Below are 15,479 nucleotides of genomic sequence, written 5' to 3'. Positions count from 1 at the left end.
TTCTCGGTATAGGTTAAGAAAAACCTGACGGAAAAAGGTCGCCGCCAGGTTCTTGATTGCGCTATGAAGCTGCTTAAACAACGTCTCACTTAAACGATACCGCTTGCTGTTATACGTTTTGGTATGCCAGCGACGAACTGCGGATCACAAGTTCGGGCAGCAAAACCACTCTTTGCTTAAGCGTTTTCTCACCCTTGATCTCTTGGACAAGCAGTTCGACGGCTTGACGTCCGATTTCTTGAATCGGCTGCCCGATCGTCGTCAGCGGAGGATCGATAATGGTCGCGAGAATCGTATTGTCGAAGCCAACCACTGACAAATCCGCCGGAAGCTGAAGACCCTGCTCGCGGGCAGCTTGAATGGCTCCGATCGCCAGCAGATCGTTGCAAGCGAAGACGGCGGTGGGAGGGTTGTCCAGCTTAAGCAATTCGGTCATCGCTTCCTTGCCGCTTTGCACCGTGAAGCCGCCGATCGACAGAAGGCGTTCATCGGGTTCGATGCCGGCAGCTATCATAGCTTGCTGGCAGCCATGAATCCGTTCCCGGTTGCTTTTGGTATCCGTATCTTCCTTGAGGATGGCGATGCGCCGGTGTCCTAGCTCAGCCAAATGGCTGCCTGCCTGGTAGCCGCCGAGAAAATCGTCGACCATGACCGTATCGACCGCCAGCGTTGGCATTTCGTTGGTGATCAGCGCGATGGGAACATTTTGCTGAATCAGCTTTTTTAAAAATTGATCGTTCTGAATGCGGGTTGCGACGATAATGCCGTCCACGCGCTTTTGCGTTAAAAGCGAGAAATATTTGACCTCTTTATCCGGATCGTTATCGGTGCTGCAAATAAATACGTTAAACCCGAATTCGTGGCAGCGGTCTTCAACGGCGCGGGCAATTTCCGCAAAAAACGGGTTAGCCAAATCCGGCAGCGTCAGCCCGATCGTGAAGGTGCTTTTACCCGTTAAAGCCGAGGCCACCATGCTTGGCTGATATTTCAGCTGATCCATGATGATAAGTACGTGTTTTCTCGTTTTATCGCTGATTCTGCCCGTGCCGTTGATTACCTTGGATACGGTCGCGATGGAAACCCCGGCGGCCTGGGCTACATCGTAGATAGTCGGTTTCATTTACTGCTCCTTTCGAGCATCACTTACATCTTTATAGATTCTATCATACGATAAGGACTGCCGTTCTGTAAATAAATCCGGTTCCAGGCCGCCGGAGGCGATTCCATGGGCAGCTTCCGGCGATGAGCGGCTTCACAAACGAGGGCCCTTGCCTCGATATTGCGCACCATTGCACCGTACGGCCGGCAAACACGTAATGGCTTTCTCGCACCCCGGCACCTCGCACGATCATCGATCGAACACAAGGCGCGTGGTGCTATAACTCGATTTGTTTGGCGGTCTTAACGAATCCTCAGCGTATGCACCTCGAACGGACGGGTGCGGAAGCTGACGGATGTAATGCCGCTGCCGCTCTCCACCGTCGTGTCCAATTCCAGCGTATCCCGTTCCAGCAAATCGGTTGCGGTCACACTGCGCACATGCGCGGGAAGATGGACGGCGATGTCCCGCTTTTCGCCGATGCATTCCCGCAAACGCAAGATAATGCCGTCGCCGTCTTCCGCCGGCTTTAAAGCGGTCACCGCCATGCCGTCAAGCCCCTTGGGCAGCAGCTCTGCTCCCGCTTCCTGCGCTCCATTTCCGTATGCGGGAATCACCGCAGCCGGTGCCATCGTTTCATGCGCCGTTTTCCACACATCGCCTTGCACCCAATCGCCTTCATGCGGCACAAGCCGGAACCGGTAGCGCAAATCGCCGCCGAGCCACTGCGGGAAATTCGTCCCCCACCAGTTATTGAACAAGTTAAAATGCAGCTCCGGTTTCTCGGGTTTGTAATTGTGCTCGAAGTCCCACATGCCGTTTTTGCCGATAAAAAACAGCGGCGTATCCAGCGGAATCACCGCCAGTCCGGCGAAGCCGTTGGAAATATCGACGAATTGCTCACAGCAGTTCAACAGCGTGCTGGAGGAAGGGATCAGATCAGTGCACGGGTCAACCACCGAACCAAGCTTGTTGATGCGATATTGAGGACGCTCCAGCTTAAGCGGAAATACGATGCTGCCCGATTCGGCCTTCGGTGTCTCTTCTTTGCCAATCAGGCGCAGCTCGAGATCGACATATGCTTCCGCTCCTAGGGTAACGGACCATGCAACTCCGCTCGCATTGCCGTATTCGGTTGTCGAGGCGTCCGAGGTCGCCGCTTCGCATTCGATGCGCACGCCGCGGCCGTCCTGCTCAAAGCGAATGCCGGTCAGCCGGGTGCCAAACGAAAGGCGCTTCTGCTCTTCGGGATATCCCGTTTTGCCGTAGTCGTGGACCCCCCAGTCATAGTAGCGGTAAGCGTACTTTTTAATGTACCGGGTGATCTCCTCGTTGGAGTAAATGTCGTATTGGAATTGGCCGAAGCCGTAGTCGCTTTGCCGTTCGACCCATTCCTTGTTCAGCCGCTTGTCGAACAAGCTACTGAGCAGCCCGCTCATGCGGTCTACCTTAACGATCAAATATTCGTTTTCCAGAACGGCTTCCGTATCCGTCATATATCCGCGCAGCGAGCCGTTTGCAGCAGTCTGCCCGATGACGGGAGACGGCGCTGCCGGATTCGCTGAGGTATAAATAAGCGTTTTATAACCGAGAGCAGGCACGCCACGGACCATCGCATGAGCTCCTAGCTCGCAAGGAATCAGTTGCAGCGCTTCGCCGCTTACTGCATCGGCAAGCACCTCGCCCGGCCGCGGCAGATGCGCGGCTTCGATCAGCACTTCGGCATCGCGTGCCCAGCCCAAAACATTGTGCACGAGCAGCCGTTTGCCGGCACCGGCGCCTTTTGCAACCGCAGCTGTGAGGCCCGAAGCCGTCTCCGCGTTACCCGCAGCGATCTCCGGGGCCGCGGCTGCGGCATCTGCGCCCGCCAGCCGTGCAGCCACGGATGCCTGGGCCTCAGCTGCGTCCACAGCGCCGCCGTGAGCACCGGAAGACGCCACAGCTGTCGCTTCGGCCTCCGCGGCTGCGGCGGCCTCGCCTCCCGCAAGAGCTCCGGCCGTCTCGCCAGTGTCCGGTGCGCCGCCGAGCAACCGGGCCGCTTCCTCCAGATACGCCTCCGCTTTGTCCAAGTAATCGCGCTGCTCCTGCCACGAATGCTCCATCTGCATATATCTTTCGCTGCTTTTGTCTTGCTGAAACGAGGTTTTGTCGTAAGTGCGCGGGAACAAGAACGTCTTGCAGTCCATCCCCCACGTATGCTCGCCGAACAACAGAGAATGCTCATAGCTGGCGTCGATGTTTTGCTTGGCCGCCCGAATATCGCGTTGTTCGCCTGAGATCACGCTTAAAGCAAGCGCGCTTTCCACAGCGGCAATGCGGCTGCGCAGCTCACGAACGCGCGAAACCTCGCGTGGCGCCGTGCCGACGCCGTGGATCCACGAATCGGCCATATCGCCGCGAATGACGGGCAGCTCCGGATTTGTCGCCAGCAGCGCTTCAGCAAAATCGCCCAAGCTGCCGATATGCAGCTCAGCGTTCAAACCTGACGCCGCAATCGACGCTTTCATCTCATCGATAACCGAAGCGTCATGCGGCCCGTGGTTGTCGCTCGTTTGAATCATCGCCAGCCACACGGGATGACGCCAGTCTTCCGGCGGCAAAATGCCCGTGCCATACGAACCCTTGGAGTAAAACGTAAGCAGCCGCTCCCCGTCCGGACCTTCCCAATAAAATACCGGCGGAACATCCGGCGGCGTTGAAGCCGGATTGCAGCCAAGGTGCAATATTTTCACTCCCGCTTTTTTCAGCAGCGAAGGGACAATCCATGTGTGCCCCGGCACATCGGTCATTTTGGCGTCAATCGGATCGTAGCCGAACTTGTCGGTGAGACCCTTGGACACATACATGCCGCGAATCCATTCCTCCAGCCCGCAAAACTCGGTATGCGTCGTATACGGCAGCTTGTGCCAAATCAGCTGGCCGTCCTTTATGAAATCCAGCGCCTTATTCCGGTCCTCTTCGCCGCCACCTTCCAGCGACTGCAGCAGCGGCCATGCGGACATCGTCCACACGTATTTTTCATGCTCCGGGTTTTGCTTTGTTTGCTCGCAGATGTCGATGACATCCTTCAACATTTCCGTTCTGTACCGCTGCACCACGTCCGACACCCAGCCGGTAAAACCGATATCGAAATGTGTTTTGAATACGACGAAAATTTTTTGCAACGGTTCGCTCATGACTATATCTCCAATCTCCTAATTTCCTTCATCTGGATGCACTTTCGATCGGCTTGGGAGTCTGTCCGACGAAAGCAAATTCGTGAATATTTATTAATATTCCCAAAAACCAATCCGTCGGACTGACTCCTAGCGCTCGCCCGAACAGTTGCTTTCCTTATCGTGCAAAATAAATCGGATTTGTCAGCGCGGCTAACAGCTTTTGCCCGCCGTATTCGGCGAAATGACGCCATATTTCCACCCTGTAGAATGTACGTCCGGCCGTATCCGCCGAAAACGCGTAAGAGCCGCCGGTCCTGGCCGTTATCTCCTGCTCGACGCCACGCTCGCTAATCAGCCGGATTTCATCCCCTTCAATCAGCTGCTCGATATACGCTTGAAGTTCGGCTCCTTCGGAGGCCTCGGAAGGAACGGCATCGCCGGTCATGTAGGAGCCGCAGGTTAACTCGGCAAACGGGCCCTCCGGGCCGTAAGAAATATGCACATGCCCTTTGCCGATGCCTTGCAAAATCCCATCCGCCGTCTTGGCGTCGGCGTACACCCACGTACACGGCATCGCATGTTTGACATAAGGATCAGGGCGGTGCGTATCGCTGCCGCCGATAGCTACAAGCCTGCGTCCAGCGGCAAGCTGATCTTGCCACCAGTCCAAGGTCCTCTGGTTGCGTTCACTGAAGGGCCCGTTCCAAACTTCCACCCAATCGTGATCGACGTTAAATCCCCATTCCCACGGGCAATAGTCGCAGTGCGGATGGTTCAGCACAATTTTCGCGCCGCGTTCCCGGGCAACACGAATACGCTCGTTTACGTCTTCCCGGTCCTTGACCCGGAAATCGTCGCAAGGATCGGCAACGCCAAGAAAATTGCTGTGCCCGAAATTCGTCGTAAACTCCATACCCGGGATCATCACCACACTGGTGCCGCGCGGGTACGTATAGTTTTGGCTAATCGTATTGTGATCGGTCATCGCGATAAAATCGCAGCCGAGCTGCTCCATGATTGCGGCGTTCTCCTCCAACGTAAAGGAACCGTCGCTGTTTACGGTGTGCGTATGAAGATCGCCTTTCAGCCAGCGCGGCGTCTTGTATGCGAACTCCACTGTAACGGTAACGGTGCATCCCTCTTGAGGCACTTTGTACGCATTGTGCACGACGGCCCAGCCGCCCGGAGCCAGTTCTCCCGCGAGATAACCCGGTGTAGCCTTCTCTTCGCCGATGCGAAATTCGCTGCGCGCGCCGCCGCTCCAACCGCGCAGACGTTTTCCGTCGCGAACGCCCAGATCGATGACCGCCCGCGGTTCCCCGTGCGATTCGACCGCATAGGAAACATGAATTTCTTCCACGCCTTCGGGCATGTCAAAAGGCACTTCCAAATAAGCGCTTTGCTCGGCCGCTTCGATGCGGCGTGTATAAACCGAAACGGACTTCCGTCTTTCCGTTTGCTTCATGGCAATCCAGCTCCTTTTTTTTCTGGGTCTTGGAGTCTGCTGGACGGAAGCAAGTCTGTGAATAGTTATTCATGGTGCGGTTATTGCGGGAAAGGGATGGCATTCCACCGCTCGTGAAAACCGTGTTTTTCTTAAATTTACCTTGCGGTAAAAACACGGTTTTCAAGGCGGACGTAAACTTTCCATACCATTCCCTTGCCCTCCATACACCAGCATGAATAAATATTCACGAAGATCAATCCGCCATGCAGAGCTCCATGCAATCTACTCCTTATTGGCACCAACCATGATGCCTTGAACAAAATATTTTTGCACGTACGGATAAATAATAATGAGCGGCAGCAGGGCGATCGTGATGCCCGCCATCCTGACATTGGTCGTAATCAGAAAATTGCTTGAGGTGGTGTCCGTATCGATAATGAGCGATTTAAGCGCAATCTGCAGCGTATATTTCGCATGATCGTTAATATACAGCAACGCAGGCGTGAACTGATTCCAGCGGCCTACAAATTCGAACAGCGCTACGGTAGCCAGACCCGATTTGGCGAGCGGCAAATACATCGTAAAAAAGATCCGCAAATCGCCGGCTCCGTCGATCCGCGCCGATTCGGCCATTTCAGTCGGCACCGTCATAAAAAAGTTGCGCATAAGCAGTACGGAAAATCCCGATACAAGCGAATAATTGACCAAGGCCCATAAACTATTAATTAATCCCAAATCTTTATTAACCACATATAAAGGAATCATGATCGATTCTTGGGGAATAGTCATCGTTAGCAATATTAACGAAATCATTATTTTTTTACCCGGAAGTCCCTGCTGTACCAGAACATAACCGGCGATCGAGCTGAATAATACGTGGGTAAACGTGCCTACCAGCGTCACAAATACATTGTTTTGAAAAGGCAAATACAACTGCATGCGGTTCCATACCGTTGAGAATCCTTCGATGCTGAACGTTTTCGGCCATAGCACGATACCCGGCTGCATCGAATCGAAATTTGTGGAGAAAGCAAGCGCAAAAGTGTTCAAAAGCGGAATCAGCATCGTTGCTACAAGCAGCAGCAGAAAAGCAATATTTACGATATTAAACAGCCGGCTCGTTAAACTGGTATACGGATTTTTAGTCGCCATTACCGGCTCACCCCTCGTCATAACGAATAATTAATCGGACCGCAAAAACGATAATTAACGTAGTAATAATCAGTATAAAACCGCCGGCCGTGGCCACGCCGATTTTGAACTCGAGAATCCCTTTTTGGTACGTGTACATCATCAGGACGTCCACTTTTTTGGCGACCGCGCCGTTTCTCATCGCCACGACCTGCTCGAATATTTTCAGCACATTCAGCACGTTCAGCATAACGACCACTTTCATCGTGTTAAACAATTGGGGCACGGTTACAAACCGGACCATATCCCAGCGGTTGGCCCCGTCAATACGCGCGGCCTCATACAAAGCCGGGTTGATTGAGACAATGGTAGCCAAATAAAGGATGCAGAAGTAACCCATGTCTTTCCACACATATGATAAAATCATTACCCATCGGGCCGATGTGGAATCGGTCATAAAATTAATTGGTTTCGACGTGCCGAATAGATGCAGCAGTTGATTGACGATCCCGGTATCGGGCGATAACATCATGATCCACATGCCGCCAACGACGATCCAGGAAAATAAGTGCGGGATGTATACAATCGTTTGCGCCAGCTTTTTGAACCAGGTCTGAAACACTTCGTTTAAAGATAACGCCAGCACAATCGGCATGACAAAACCAAGAACCAAAATGCCGCTGCCGATAACAAACGTATTGGTGAAGGCGTCCCAAAAAGAGCTGTCGTTCAGCACGGTCATATAATTCTTAAAGCCGATAAAAGGCCTGTTGCCGATCAGCCGGTACTCCTGAAAGCTGATGATGATGCCCCGAGCCATCGGATAATACGAAAATAAGCAGAACCATGCCAATATTGGCAGCATTAATAAATAAAGCGATCTAAATTTCCATACGGCTTTCAAGTCATTGCACCACCCTTGTGTTAAATAGCCCGCGAAATGTGCTTAGGTGACCTACGTACGCGTTTCCCGAAATTGAAGGAAGGAGGGAGTATGGATCAAAATCGCATACTCCCTCGTTCATCAATTGGCCGCTTAGTCGATCAGCTTCTGAGCTTTCAGTTGATCGCGCATTTTGTGAACGGCATCGGCTGCCGGCATTTCTCCAAGAATCGCTTTAAACATATATTCGTTGATGATTTTTTCGGCATCGGCCCATTTCGGAGGCGTCAGCTCCAAGGAGGAGTATTTGGCAAGCAGATCCTGGGCATCTTTTACACCCGGCAGAAGTCCGAACGGATTCGGGAACTTTTTGTTGTACCAGAACGGTACGCCATGGTCCATCGCGTGTTCTTGACCGGCTTTGGTCAGCTCATATTTGCCGTCTTTTTCCGTATAGTCGTTGTCTTTAATGCCCATGCTGCCAAGCACGATGCCGTCTTTGGAGTGCCACCATTCGATAAACTCAAAAGCGGTTTTCGGATGTTCCGCATTAACAGGCACTACCCATACGTCCGGATCGCCCCGGCGCAGCATATAGTTTCCGTTAGGGCCAACCGCGCCCGGCAAACCTTTGGCTTCAAAAGTCGTTTTCGCATCTTGCTGTTTTCTTGTGTTGTTCAGCATCCCAACCCAAGCATCCCAATACGTAATCATACCGACACGATCGGCGAGGAACAGATTGCGCATTTTGCCGGTATCGTTGGTCGCGAAGTTCGGATCAAGAATGCCTTCCTTGTACAACTTGTTCAGCCATTCGTACACCGGAATCGCCGCATCCGTCGAATACGGCACGTCGAGTTTGCCGTCTTTCTCCACGTACCGCTGCTTAAGTCCCGCAGCGCTGAAGAAACCTTGCAGCTCGTAAGAACCGGCGATGCTCAGACCGTAAGTATCTTTTTTGCCGTTGCCGTCGGGATCTTGTTCCGTAAAAGCTTTCAACACCTTGTAGTAGTCGTCCAGCGTTTTCGGCTCCTGCAGGTTGAGCTTCTTTAACCAGTCGTTGCGCACGATCGGCATCGTTCCGCCTTGATATTTGGTGAATACGCCGTAAATTTTGCCGTCTTTTGTTTTTACTTGATTCCACTCGTCCGTGGGCAATACGTCAGGGTCCTGAAGTGTCTTGGAGCCCTTCACTTGTGCGGAAAGATCGGTTAAGATGCCCTGCTCGATAAACAGGTTCATTTTTTCCTTGCTGACTTGCAGCAGGTCGAATTTCTCACCGGAAGCGATAGCTGCCAGCAGCTTCTGATCATAGTCGGAAGCAGGTTTGTCGAGTTTGGTTTTAATGCCGGTCAGACGTTCGATTTCCTTCTCGAACAGCGTATTTTCCTCCGGCGTTTTACCGCCGATTACGCCCGCCATAATATGAAGAGCGCGGTCTTCTTTTTTCTCCGTGGTTTTGGGGGCTTCGCCCGCTTTCGGAGCTTCCCCGGCTTTTGGTGCTTCTCCACCGCCGGAACAGCCGGCCAACGTACCGCCGAGCAGCGCCAACGCCATCGCCGAACCGACAAGTTTCGTGTTGTTCATTCTCATCAAAATACCCTCCTAAGTTATTTTTAATTTTTATTTACACAACGTATTGTAACCGCTTTAAATAAGGGCAAGTTCGATTGCCGTATCGCCGGAAATGAATGGGGATAATAAACCGGCAAATGTATGAAGCGTTTTCAAAATATCCTTTATACTGCTGTTTAGCAGTATTCCGTTTTGCGCATTACCTGGAGTTACGGCAACGATCTGCATGTTTCGCGGTAAACCAGCTTTGCGTCCACTACATGTTGTTTTACAATGGAGGCATCGTTCATTTTCTGAATCAGTATACTGGCCGCTTGCGTGCCCAGGACTTCCGCAGAAAGCTCCACCGAAGTCAGCTTGGGGCTCATCTCCTGCGCCAGCGTCGCATCGTTGCTTAATGCGATGACCGATAAATCGCCAGGAACGTCGATCCCCAATTCCCGTGCTGCACGAAGCACGCCAAGCGCAACCCGGTCCGTGTCGGTGATAACCGCCGTATAGTTCAATTTGCCGTAAGTGTTCATTAACGAATGATAGCCGTAATCGGAAACACTTACATGCAGCTTGCGCAAAAAGTTGACTAGATTTTCCGGAGGAATGGATAGCCCTTGTTCGTTAAACGCTTCGGTTAAGCCGCTTTGGCGATCTGCCGAAACGGTCATATCGGCCGACGCGTTCAGGAACAATACGGAACGGTGGCCCAGCTGCAGCAAATAATTGCCGACTTGATAGGCCATTAACTTATTGTCGTTGTCCACGTAGCTGATCGTCGGATCCATCGGGTCGGGTCTGCCTACCAGCACAAGGGGAATTCCCATTTGGCTGTATCTTTCGATGCGGGCATCGTTTTTGCGCGGGTTCAGCATAATAACCCCATCCACCGGATCGCTTGAAAATTGCCGCGGATCGTCATGTTCAGGCAATGTATCCAGCAGCACGCGATATCCGTGCCGGGAGCATTCCCTAATTACCCCGTTGATCATCTGTATTTCAAATTGCGACATCACGCCGTCTTTGGAGATCGGCATTTTCAAACCGGCGATCATTGTTTTCTTGATAGCCAGACTTCTCGCTACGTGATTAGGATAATACCCGAGCTCTCTGGCTACCGACAGTACACGTTCGGTAACGGCTTGGCTGATCGGTCTTTTTTTGCTGAACACGCTGGAAACCGTCCCTTTGGAGACACCTGCATGTTTGGCAACATCGTCAATGGTAGCCACATGTTCCCCCCTTATCTCATGTCCTAACACAATTAAACCGGTTTAACGATGGGCCTAATGTAAACCGGTTTAATTAAACCGGTTTAATAACGCTTACGAGATTTATTATACATAACATTTCAGACCGATACAACCGTTTTGTGTAAAATTTTTGAGCATGTTAAGTAAAGCGCTTAATCATTCGTAAAATACATGTTAACGCGTTTACATTTCATCATATTTACATTTTTTTAATATAGCGCTTTACCTCCTTATGAGCAGACCTCGGAAACAACAAAGACACCTCCCATTGAAGCGCCTGCATTGTTTCATGCGCTTAAGGAAAGTGCCTTGGGAGCCGTCCGGCCCGTAGGGCGGATCAGAGCAGTTCTTTTCCGCCGTATTGATCCCGGTATTGAGTCGGCGTAGTGCCTAATTTCTTTTTAAATACGTAATGCAAATAATTGGAGCTGGAAAATCCGTTATCGAAAGCAATCTGCTCGATCGTTCGCAAGCTCGACTTTAATTCCCCGCAGATGTTGGCCAGCCGCACTTTTTCCACATAGTCGCTGAACGTTGCTCCGGTCATCTCTCTGAACACCCGCTGCAACTGCCGCGGACTGATCTGCACCCGTTCGGCGACCTTCTCGATCGTCAGCTGGGCCATGAAATTATCTTGAATGAACTGCACGGCCAATTGATAACGGTAATGCTTCATATCGCGCGACGGCGGATGAAGGCGCGGCACATGCGCATAAGCGCTGATGGTCCTCAGCAAAATTTGAATGACCGACTGCTTGATCACCGTATATAGACCCAGCTGGTTTTCCTTCCAGGCCTTGTAAGCGGTTAAAAAGCACTCCATCGCATGGTAGTTGTCTTCAACCGGCTGCAACGGCAGCTTATCCAGTAAACTGATACAAGCCTCCGCTTCGGCGTACTCCCACTGCTCTCCCCACACCTGACCGGCTTCCGGCGGCGCAACCGAGGTTTCGTCCAGTCTGGTAATGTCGATATGCAGACATAACTCCTCCATCGGTTCCTGCTGATCGGCTTCTTGCCTATGCAGCACGTTGGGTCCAGTTAAATACAGGTTGCCCTCCTGAAGCGCGAACATGTCATCGCCGAGATTAACCCGGCCCCTCCCGCGGGGGATATAATGGAACTCATAATCGGAGTGTTTATGAAAGTCGATAACCTTTCCCGAACCGAATGCGGCAAAATGCAGCTTGTGCACTCTGATCCCATATCCGCCCCAGCGAAACTGAATATCAAGCCGATCCAGTGCTTTGGGCTGCTCCATCATCATCTGAAAAGGAAACGTTTTGGCAGCCGAACGCGACATGTCCACGCGAATGTTCCTCCTCCGTCAAGTGCTGCCAGCGGCAGCCGCTACTTCAGCAAATCTTCAAGCCGGAAGCTTGCTCCGGACTTCGCCGACCGGTTGGATGCATCCATCAGACGGGTCAGATCCAAAGCCAAGCCGATATTTTCATCGGCGGTTGTGCCGTTTTGGATATGCGATACCCATTGGTCAAAAGCCGACGATTTGTTCGCAGGCCATTCTTTTTCCACCTGCCACGCTTTCATCGATGCTTCGCCCAGCTTGGAGCTGCGCACCCACATCTGATCGTCATGTGTGGAGTACAGCAAGCTTCCTTCGGTTCCATGCACTTCAATGACAAACGGCGAAAACCGGTTCACAAAACCCGCTTCGACAACCGCTATCGCCCCGTTCCCGTAAGACAGCACGGATACGGCGTTATCCTCTACATTGCGGCCCGTTACATGTCCATAGGTAGCGGTTATACTGTCCGGCATGCCCAGGAACAGACGAGCCAAATACATCGGATGGCAGCCAAGATCGATCATCGCGCCGCCTTGACATTGCTCCAGGCTGAAGAAATGAGCCGGCAGCCAGCCCTCGGGTCCGCGTTCCGAAGGAACACCGCCATTGTGCGATAAGCGCGTTCTGACCAAGGTCACGTCCCCTAACAGCCCGTCCCTCAATATTTGCTGTACGGCAAGCGTGTAGCCCTCATTTAATCGCGGCAGCGACACCGTCAGCTTAATGCCGGCCTCTTGCACCGCTTCCAAAATTTCATTGCATTCCGCCGTCGTGGCGGCTACTACTTTTTCCGTAAAAATGTGCTTGCCCGCTTTGACCGCAGCGAGTATGACATCGCGGTGCATATTGGTCGGAGTGTCGACAACAACGCCGTCAATATCCGGCTGCTGCAGCAATTCTTCCAAGCTCTCATAAAAACGGACGCCGCGGTTTTCCGCTTCCTTCCGCCCGCGCTCCGGAATCTCGTCCCATACAGCGACGATTTCCGTATCCGGATGGGCCTCCACCTGCTTGGCATAATCTTTGGCATGCACATGCCAAAAGCTCAACATCGCTACTTTGATCATTGTTTGCTCTCCTCCAAAAATGTGACTTACTTGAATATTAGCACATATGGAAATCCGAAGAGTATTATAAATTCACGACAATGGAACATCAGAAATAACGACACCTTGCTATTATACGAATAGGATACAAGCCCCGCGAAAGCGCTTCGGAGAACGCCAATAACGCCGATGAAGGGTGCTGTCTCTTCGTCTATCACGAGGCTTGCGTCCATTATTGCCCGGCGAGAAACCGTTCAATCTCCTGCCGGCCGGGAATGCTCATCTGCGCCCCGCTGCGCGTAACCGTTATGGCCGCCGCTGCGGAAGCAAACCGCAGTCCTTCCGCCAAAGATTTACCTTCCGCACTGGCCACGGCAAATGCCCCGATAAACGTATCCCCCGCAGCCGTAGTATCCACAGGTGTTACTTTAAAGGAAGGGGTCACAATCCGTTCGCCCGCTTGATTAACGAGCACCGAGCCTTTTACGCCCAACGTCAGAATGACGCAGTTCATGCCTCCTTCAATCAGCTTGCTGGCCGCCGTCTCTGCTTCTTCTTGGCTTTCTACGGGAAGGCCGGTGATCTCTCCGGCTTCGGTTTCATTTAAGATGCACACATCGATGTACGAAAAAGCGCTCTCAGGAAGTTTAAACGCCGGAGCCGGATTAAAAAATACACGTACACCTTTCTCTTTGGCAAGCTGCATGGTATACAGGGTAGTCTCCCAAGGAATTTCATTTTGCAGCAGCACCACATCGGCACCTTCAAGTTCAGCCGCAAAAAGGTCGATATCTTCCGGCAGCACGCGGCCGTTGGCTCCTTCCGACAAAATGATATTATTTTCCCCTTCTTCGCTTACGGTGATAAAAGCTAGGCCTGAGGTGCCTTCCTTTGCCGCTACACCACTTGTGCCTACGCCTCTTTCCTTCAATGTGGCGAGCAGTTCCCCGCCAAACGCGTCTGTTCCGACAGCGCCGATCATCGTTACATCACCGCCGCCTTGCGCGGCCGCAACAGCCTGATTAGCCCCTTTTCCGCCGGGATTATACTCCGTACCTAACCCCTTGATCGTTTCTCCCGGTAACGGGTGTTTGACCACCCGGTTGACGACATCCATATTAATGCTGCCTACAACTGCAATTTTCCCCATGAAACTTCCATCCTCTCCGTAAATGACAAATTCGCTATGCAACCGAGTAATTGCTTGTATGATAATTGGCAGCCCCGCCCCTTCTTAGCAGAACGAAACCGCCGGGTGACTATCCTCTAACCGCCGTCTTCATTCCCTCGCGAGGTGTTATATGCATTAAAGGAACCGCCGTATTAGCTCTGCCCGATCCCGTGCTGCTTCAAGAAACGCCCGATACGCTCGACTGCTTCCAGCAGCCGATCTTCCTCTTGAACAAGCGCAATCCGCACATAACCTTCGCCTTCGGCGCCGAAGGCATCCCCCGGAATTACGACAACTCCTGCCTGAAATAACATTTCCCGGGAAATTTGTCGAGATGTCCATCCTTTTGGAATTGGCGCCCAAATGAACATTGTCGCTTGGGGTTTCGGTATCTCCCAGCCTGCCGCCTTCAAGCCTTCGACCACCGCATCGCGCCTTTTTTCGTATACATGAGCGACCGTTTGGTTTGTCTCCATATCCTCTTTTAAGGCGGCGATACCTGCTTCCTGCACAGCCAAAAATACACCGTAATCGATGTTGGACTTCAGCGTCTTTAACGCACGGACCGCATCCTGCTGCCCGACCATAAACGCGATCCGGCAGCCGGCCATATTAAAGCTTTTCGACAGCGAATGGAATTCGACGGCAATTTCTTTGGCCCCTTCGATTTCCAAAATACTGGGCGGACGAAACCCGTCGAAAGCCATTTCCGAATACGCAAGATCGTGAACGATCAGCAGCTCATGCTCTTTGGCATAACGGACAAGCTGTTCAAAAAAAGATTTTGGCGCTATCGCGGAAAGCGGATTGCTCGGATAATTCAGCAGCATAAACTTCGCCTTGCGGGCAACCTCCTGCGGAATGTCTTCCAGTCTCGGCAGGAAATCGTTATCGGCGCGCAGCGGCATGAAATAGGGCTCGACCCCTGCCAACACAAGACTTGCCGCATAAATCGGATATCCGGGGTCGGGTACCAACGCCGTATCCCCAGGATCAGTGACCGCCAGGGCCAGATGAGACAGTCCGTCCTGCGAGCCCATCAGCGTTACAATCTCCGTCTCGGGGTCAAGCTCCACTTGAAAGCGGTGGAGGTACCAGTCGGCAACCGCGGCGCGAAAAGCCGGACTGCCCTCCGAGGTCGGATAGCCATAGACATCGGGTTTACTCACCGCTGTGCGCAAAACCTCCATCACCTTATCCGATGGCGGACGGTCCGGACTGCCGATGCCAAGGTCGATCACATCGACGCCTTGCCGCTTCACTTCTTCCTTCCACAACGCAACCTCGCTAAAAATCGCCGAGCCGAGCCGGGACAATCTTTTCGAACCGTTCAACTTCATGACAGCACCTCTTGCACTTAATGTATCCTGATCGGAGCGGCTTCGTACAGCGGCTCTTCTTTAATGTGACGAATCATTT

Annotated in this window: 11 protein-coding genes; all 11 read right to left on the bottom strand. The window is 52.4% G+C overall.

The features are described from left to right. Positions 1 to 109: 109 nt before the first annotated feature. Positions 110 to 1,120 (bottom strand): LacI family DNA-binding transcriptional regulator, encoded by a 1,011-nt coding sequence (locus EYB31_RS30680; protein ID WP_131017306.1) that lies wholly within the window; start codon positions 1,118 to 1,120, stop codon positions 110 to 112. Between the two features lie 281 nt (positions 1,121 to 1,401). Next, the gene (locus EYB31_RS30675; RefSeq protein WP_131017305.1) at positions 1,402 to 4,275 is read right to left on the bottom strand and encodes a DUF5054 domain-containing protein; all 2,874 of its coding nucleotides are present in this window, start codon (positions 4,273 to 4,275) and stop codon (positions 1,402 to 1,404) included. A gap of 157 nt (positions 4,276 to 4,432) precedes the next feature. Continuing rightward, positions 4,433 to 5,722, bottom strand: a complete 1,290-nt coding sequence (locus EYB31_RS30670; protein WP_131017304.1) for a CehA/McbA family metallohydrolase — start codon at positions 5,720 to 5,722, stop codon at positions 4,433 to 4,435. Positions 5,723 to 5,986: 264 nt separating this feature from the next. Continuing rightward, positions 5,987 to 6,856 (bottom strand): carbohydrate ABC transporter permease, encoded by an 870-nt coding sequence (locus EYB31_RS30665; RefSeq protein ID WP_131017303.1) that lies wholly within the window; start codon positions 6,854 to 6,856, stop codon positions 5,987 to 5,989. Between the two features lie 7 nt (positions 6,857 to 6,863). Then, entirely contained in the window at positions 6,864 to 7,700 is an 837-nt protein-coding gene (locus tag EYB31_RS30660) for an ABC transporter permease subunit (RefSeq protein ID WP_240763052.1), read from the bottom strand. 171 nt (positions 7,701 to 7,871) lie between these two features. Then, positions 7,872 to 9,311 carry an extracellular solute-binding protein gene (locus EYB31_RS30655; protein ID WP_240763050.1) on the bottom strand — a complete coding sequence of 480 codons (1,440 nt, stop codon included), beginning with the start codon at positions 9,309 to 9,311 and terminating at the stop codon, positions 7,872 to 7,874. A gap of 191 nt (positions 9,312 to 9,502) precedes the next feature. Next, positions 9,503 to 10,516: a LacI family DNA-binding transcriptional regulator gene (locus EYB31_RS30650; protein WP_131017301.1), complete on the bottom strand. Its 1,014-nt coding sequence runs from the start codon at positions 10,514 to 10,516 to the stop codon at positions 9,503 to 9,505. A 358-nt stretch (positions 10,517 to 10,874) separates the two neighbouring features. Then, on the bottom strand, positions 10,875 to 11,840 hold the full coding sequence (locus EYB31_RS30645) for an AraC family transcriptional regulator (protein ID WP_131017332.1): 966 nt from the start codon (positions 11,838 to 11,840) through the stop codon (positions 10,875 to 10,877). Between the two features lie 47 nt (positions 11,841 to 11,887). Next, positions 11,888 to 12,910, bottom strand: coding sequence for a Gfo/Idh/MocA family protein (locus tag EYB31_RS30640; RefSeq protein ID WP_131017300.1), 1,023 nt, complete (start codon positions 12,908 to 12,910; stop codon positions 11,888 to 11,890). A gap of 211 nt (positions 12,911 to 13,121) precedes the next feature. After that, the gene (gene rbsK / locus EYB31_RS30635; protein ID WP_131017299.1) at positions 13,122 to 14,039 is read right to left on the bottom strand and encodes a ribokinase; all 918 of its coding nucleotides are present in this window, start codon (positions 14,037 to 14,039) and stop codon (positions 13,122 to 13,124) included. A gap of 173 nt (positions 14,040 to 14,212) precedes the next feature. Beyond that, on the bottom strand, positions 14,213 to 15,400 hold the full coding sequence (locus EYB31_RS30630; RefSeq protein ID WP_131017298.1) for an LL-diaminopimelate aminotransferase: 1,188 nt from the start codon (positions 15,398 to 15,400) through the stop codon (positions 14,213 to 14,215). Between the last annotated feature and the right edge of the window lie 79 nt (positions 15,401 to 15,479).

Origin of the sequence: Paenibacillus thalictri (assembly GCF_004307995.1) — a bacterium.
GTDB classification, from domain to species: Bacteria; Bacillota; Bacilli; order Paenibacillales; family NBRC-103111; genus Paenibacillus_AF; species Paenibacillus_AF thalictri.
Note: the sequence above shows the minus strand (reverse complement) of the source record. Positions and strands in the feature narration are given on the sequence as shown.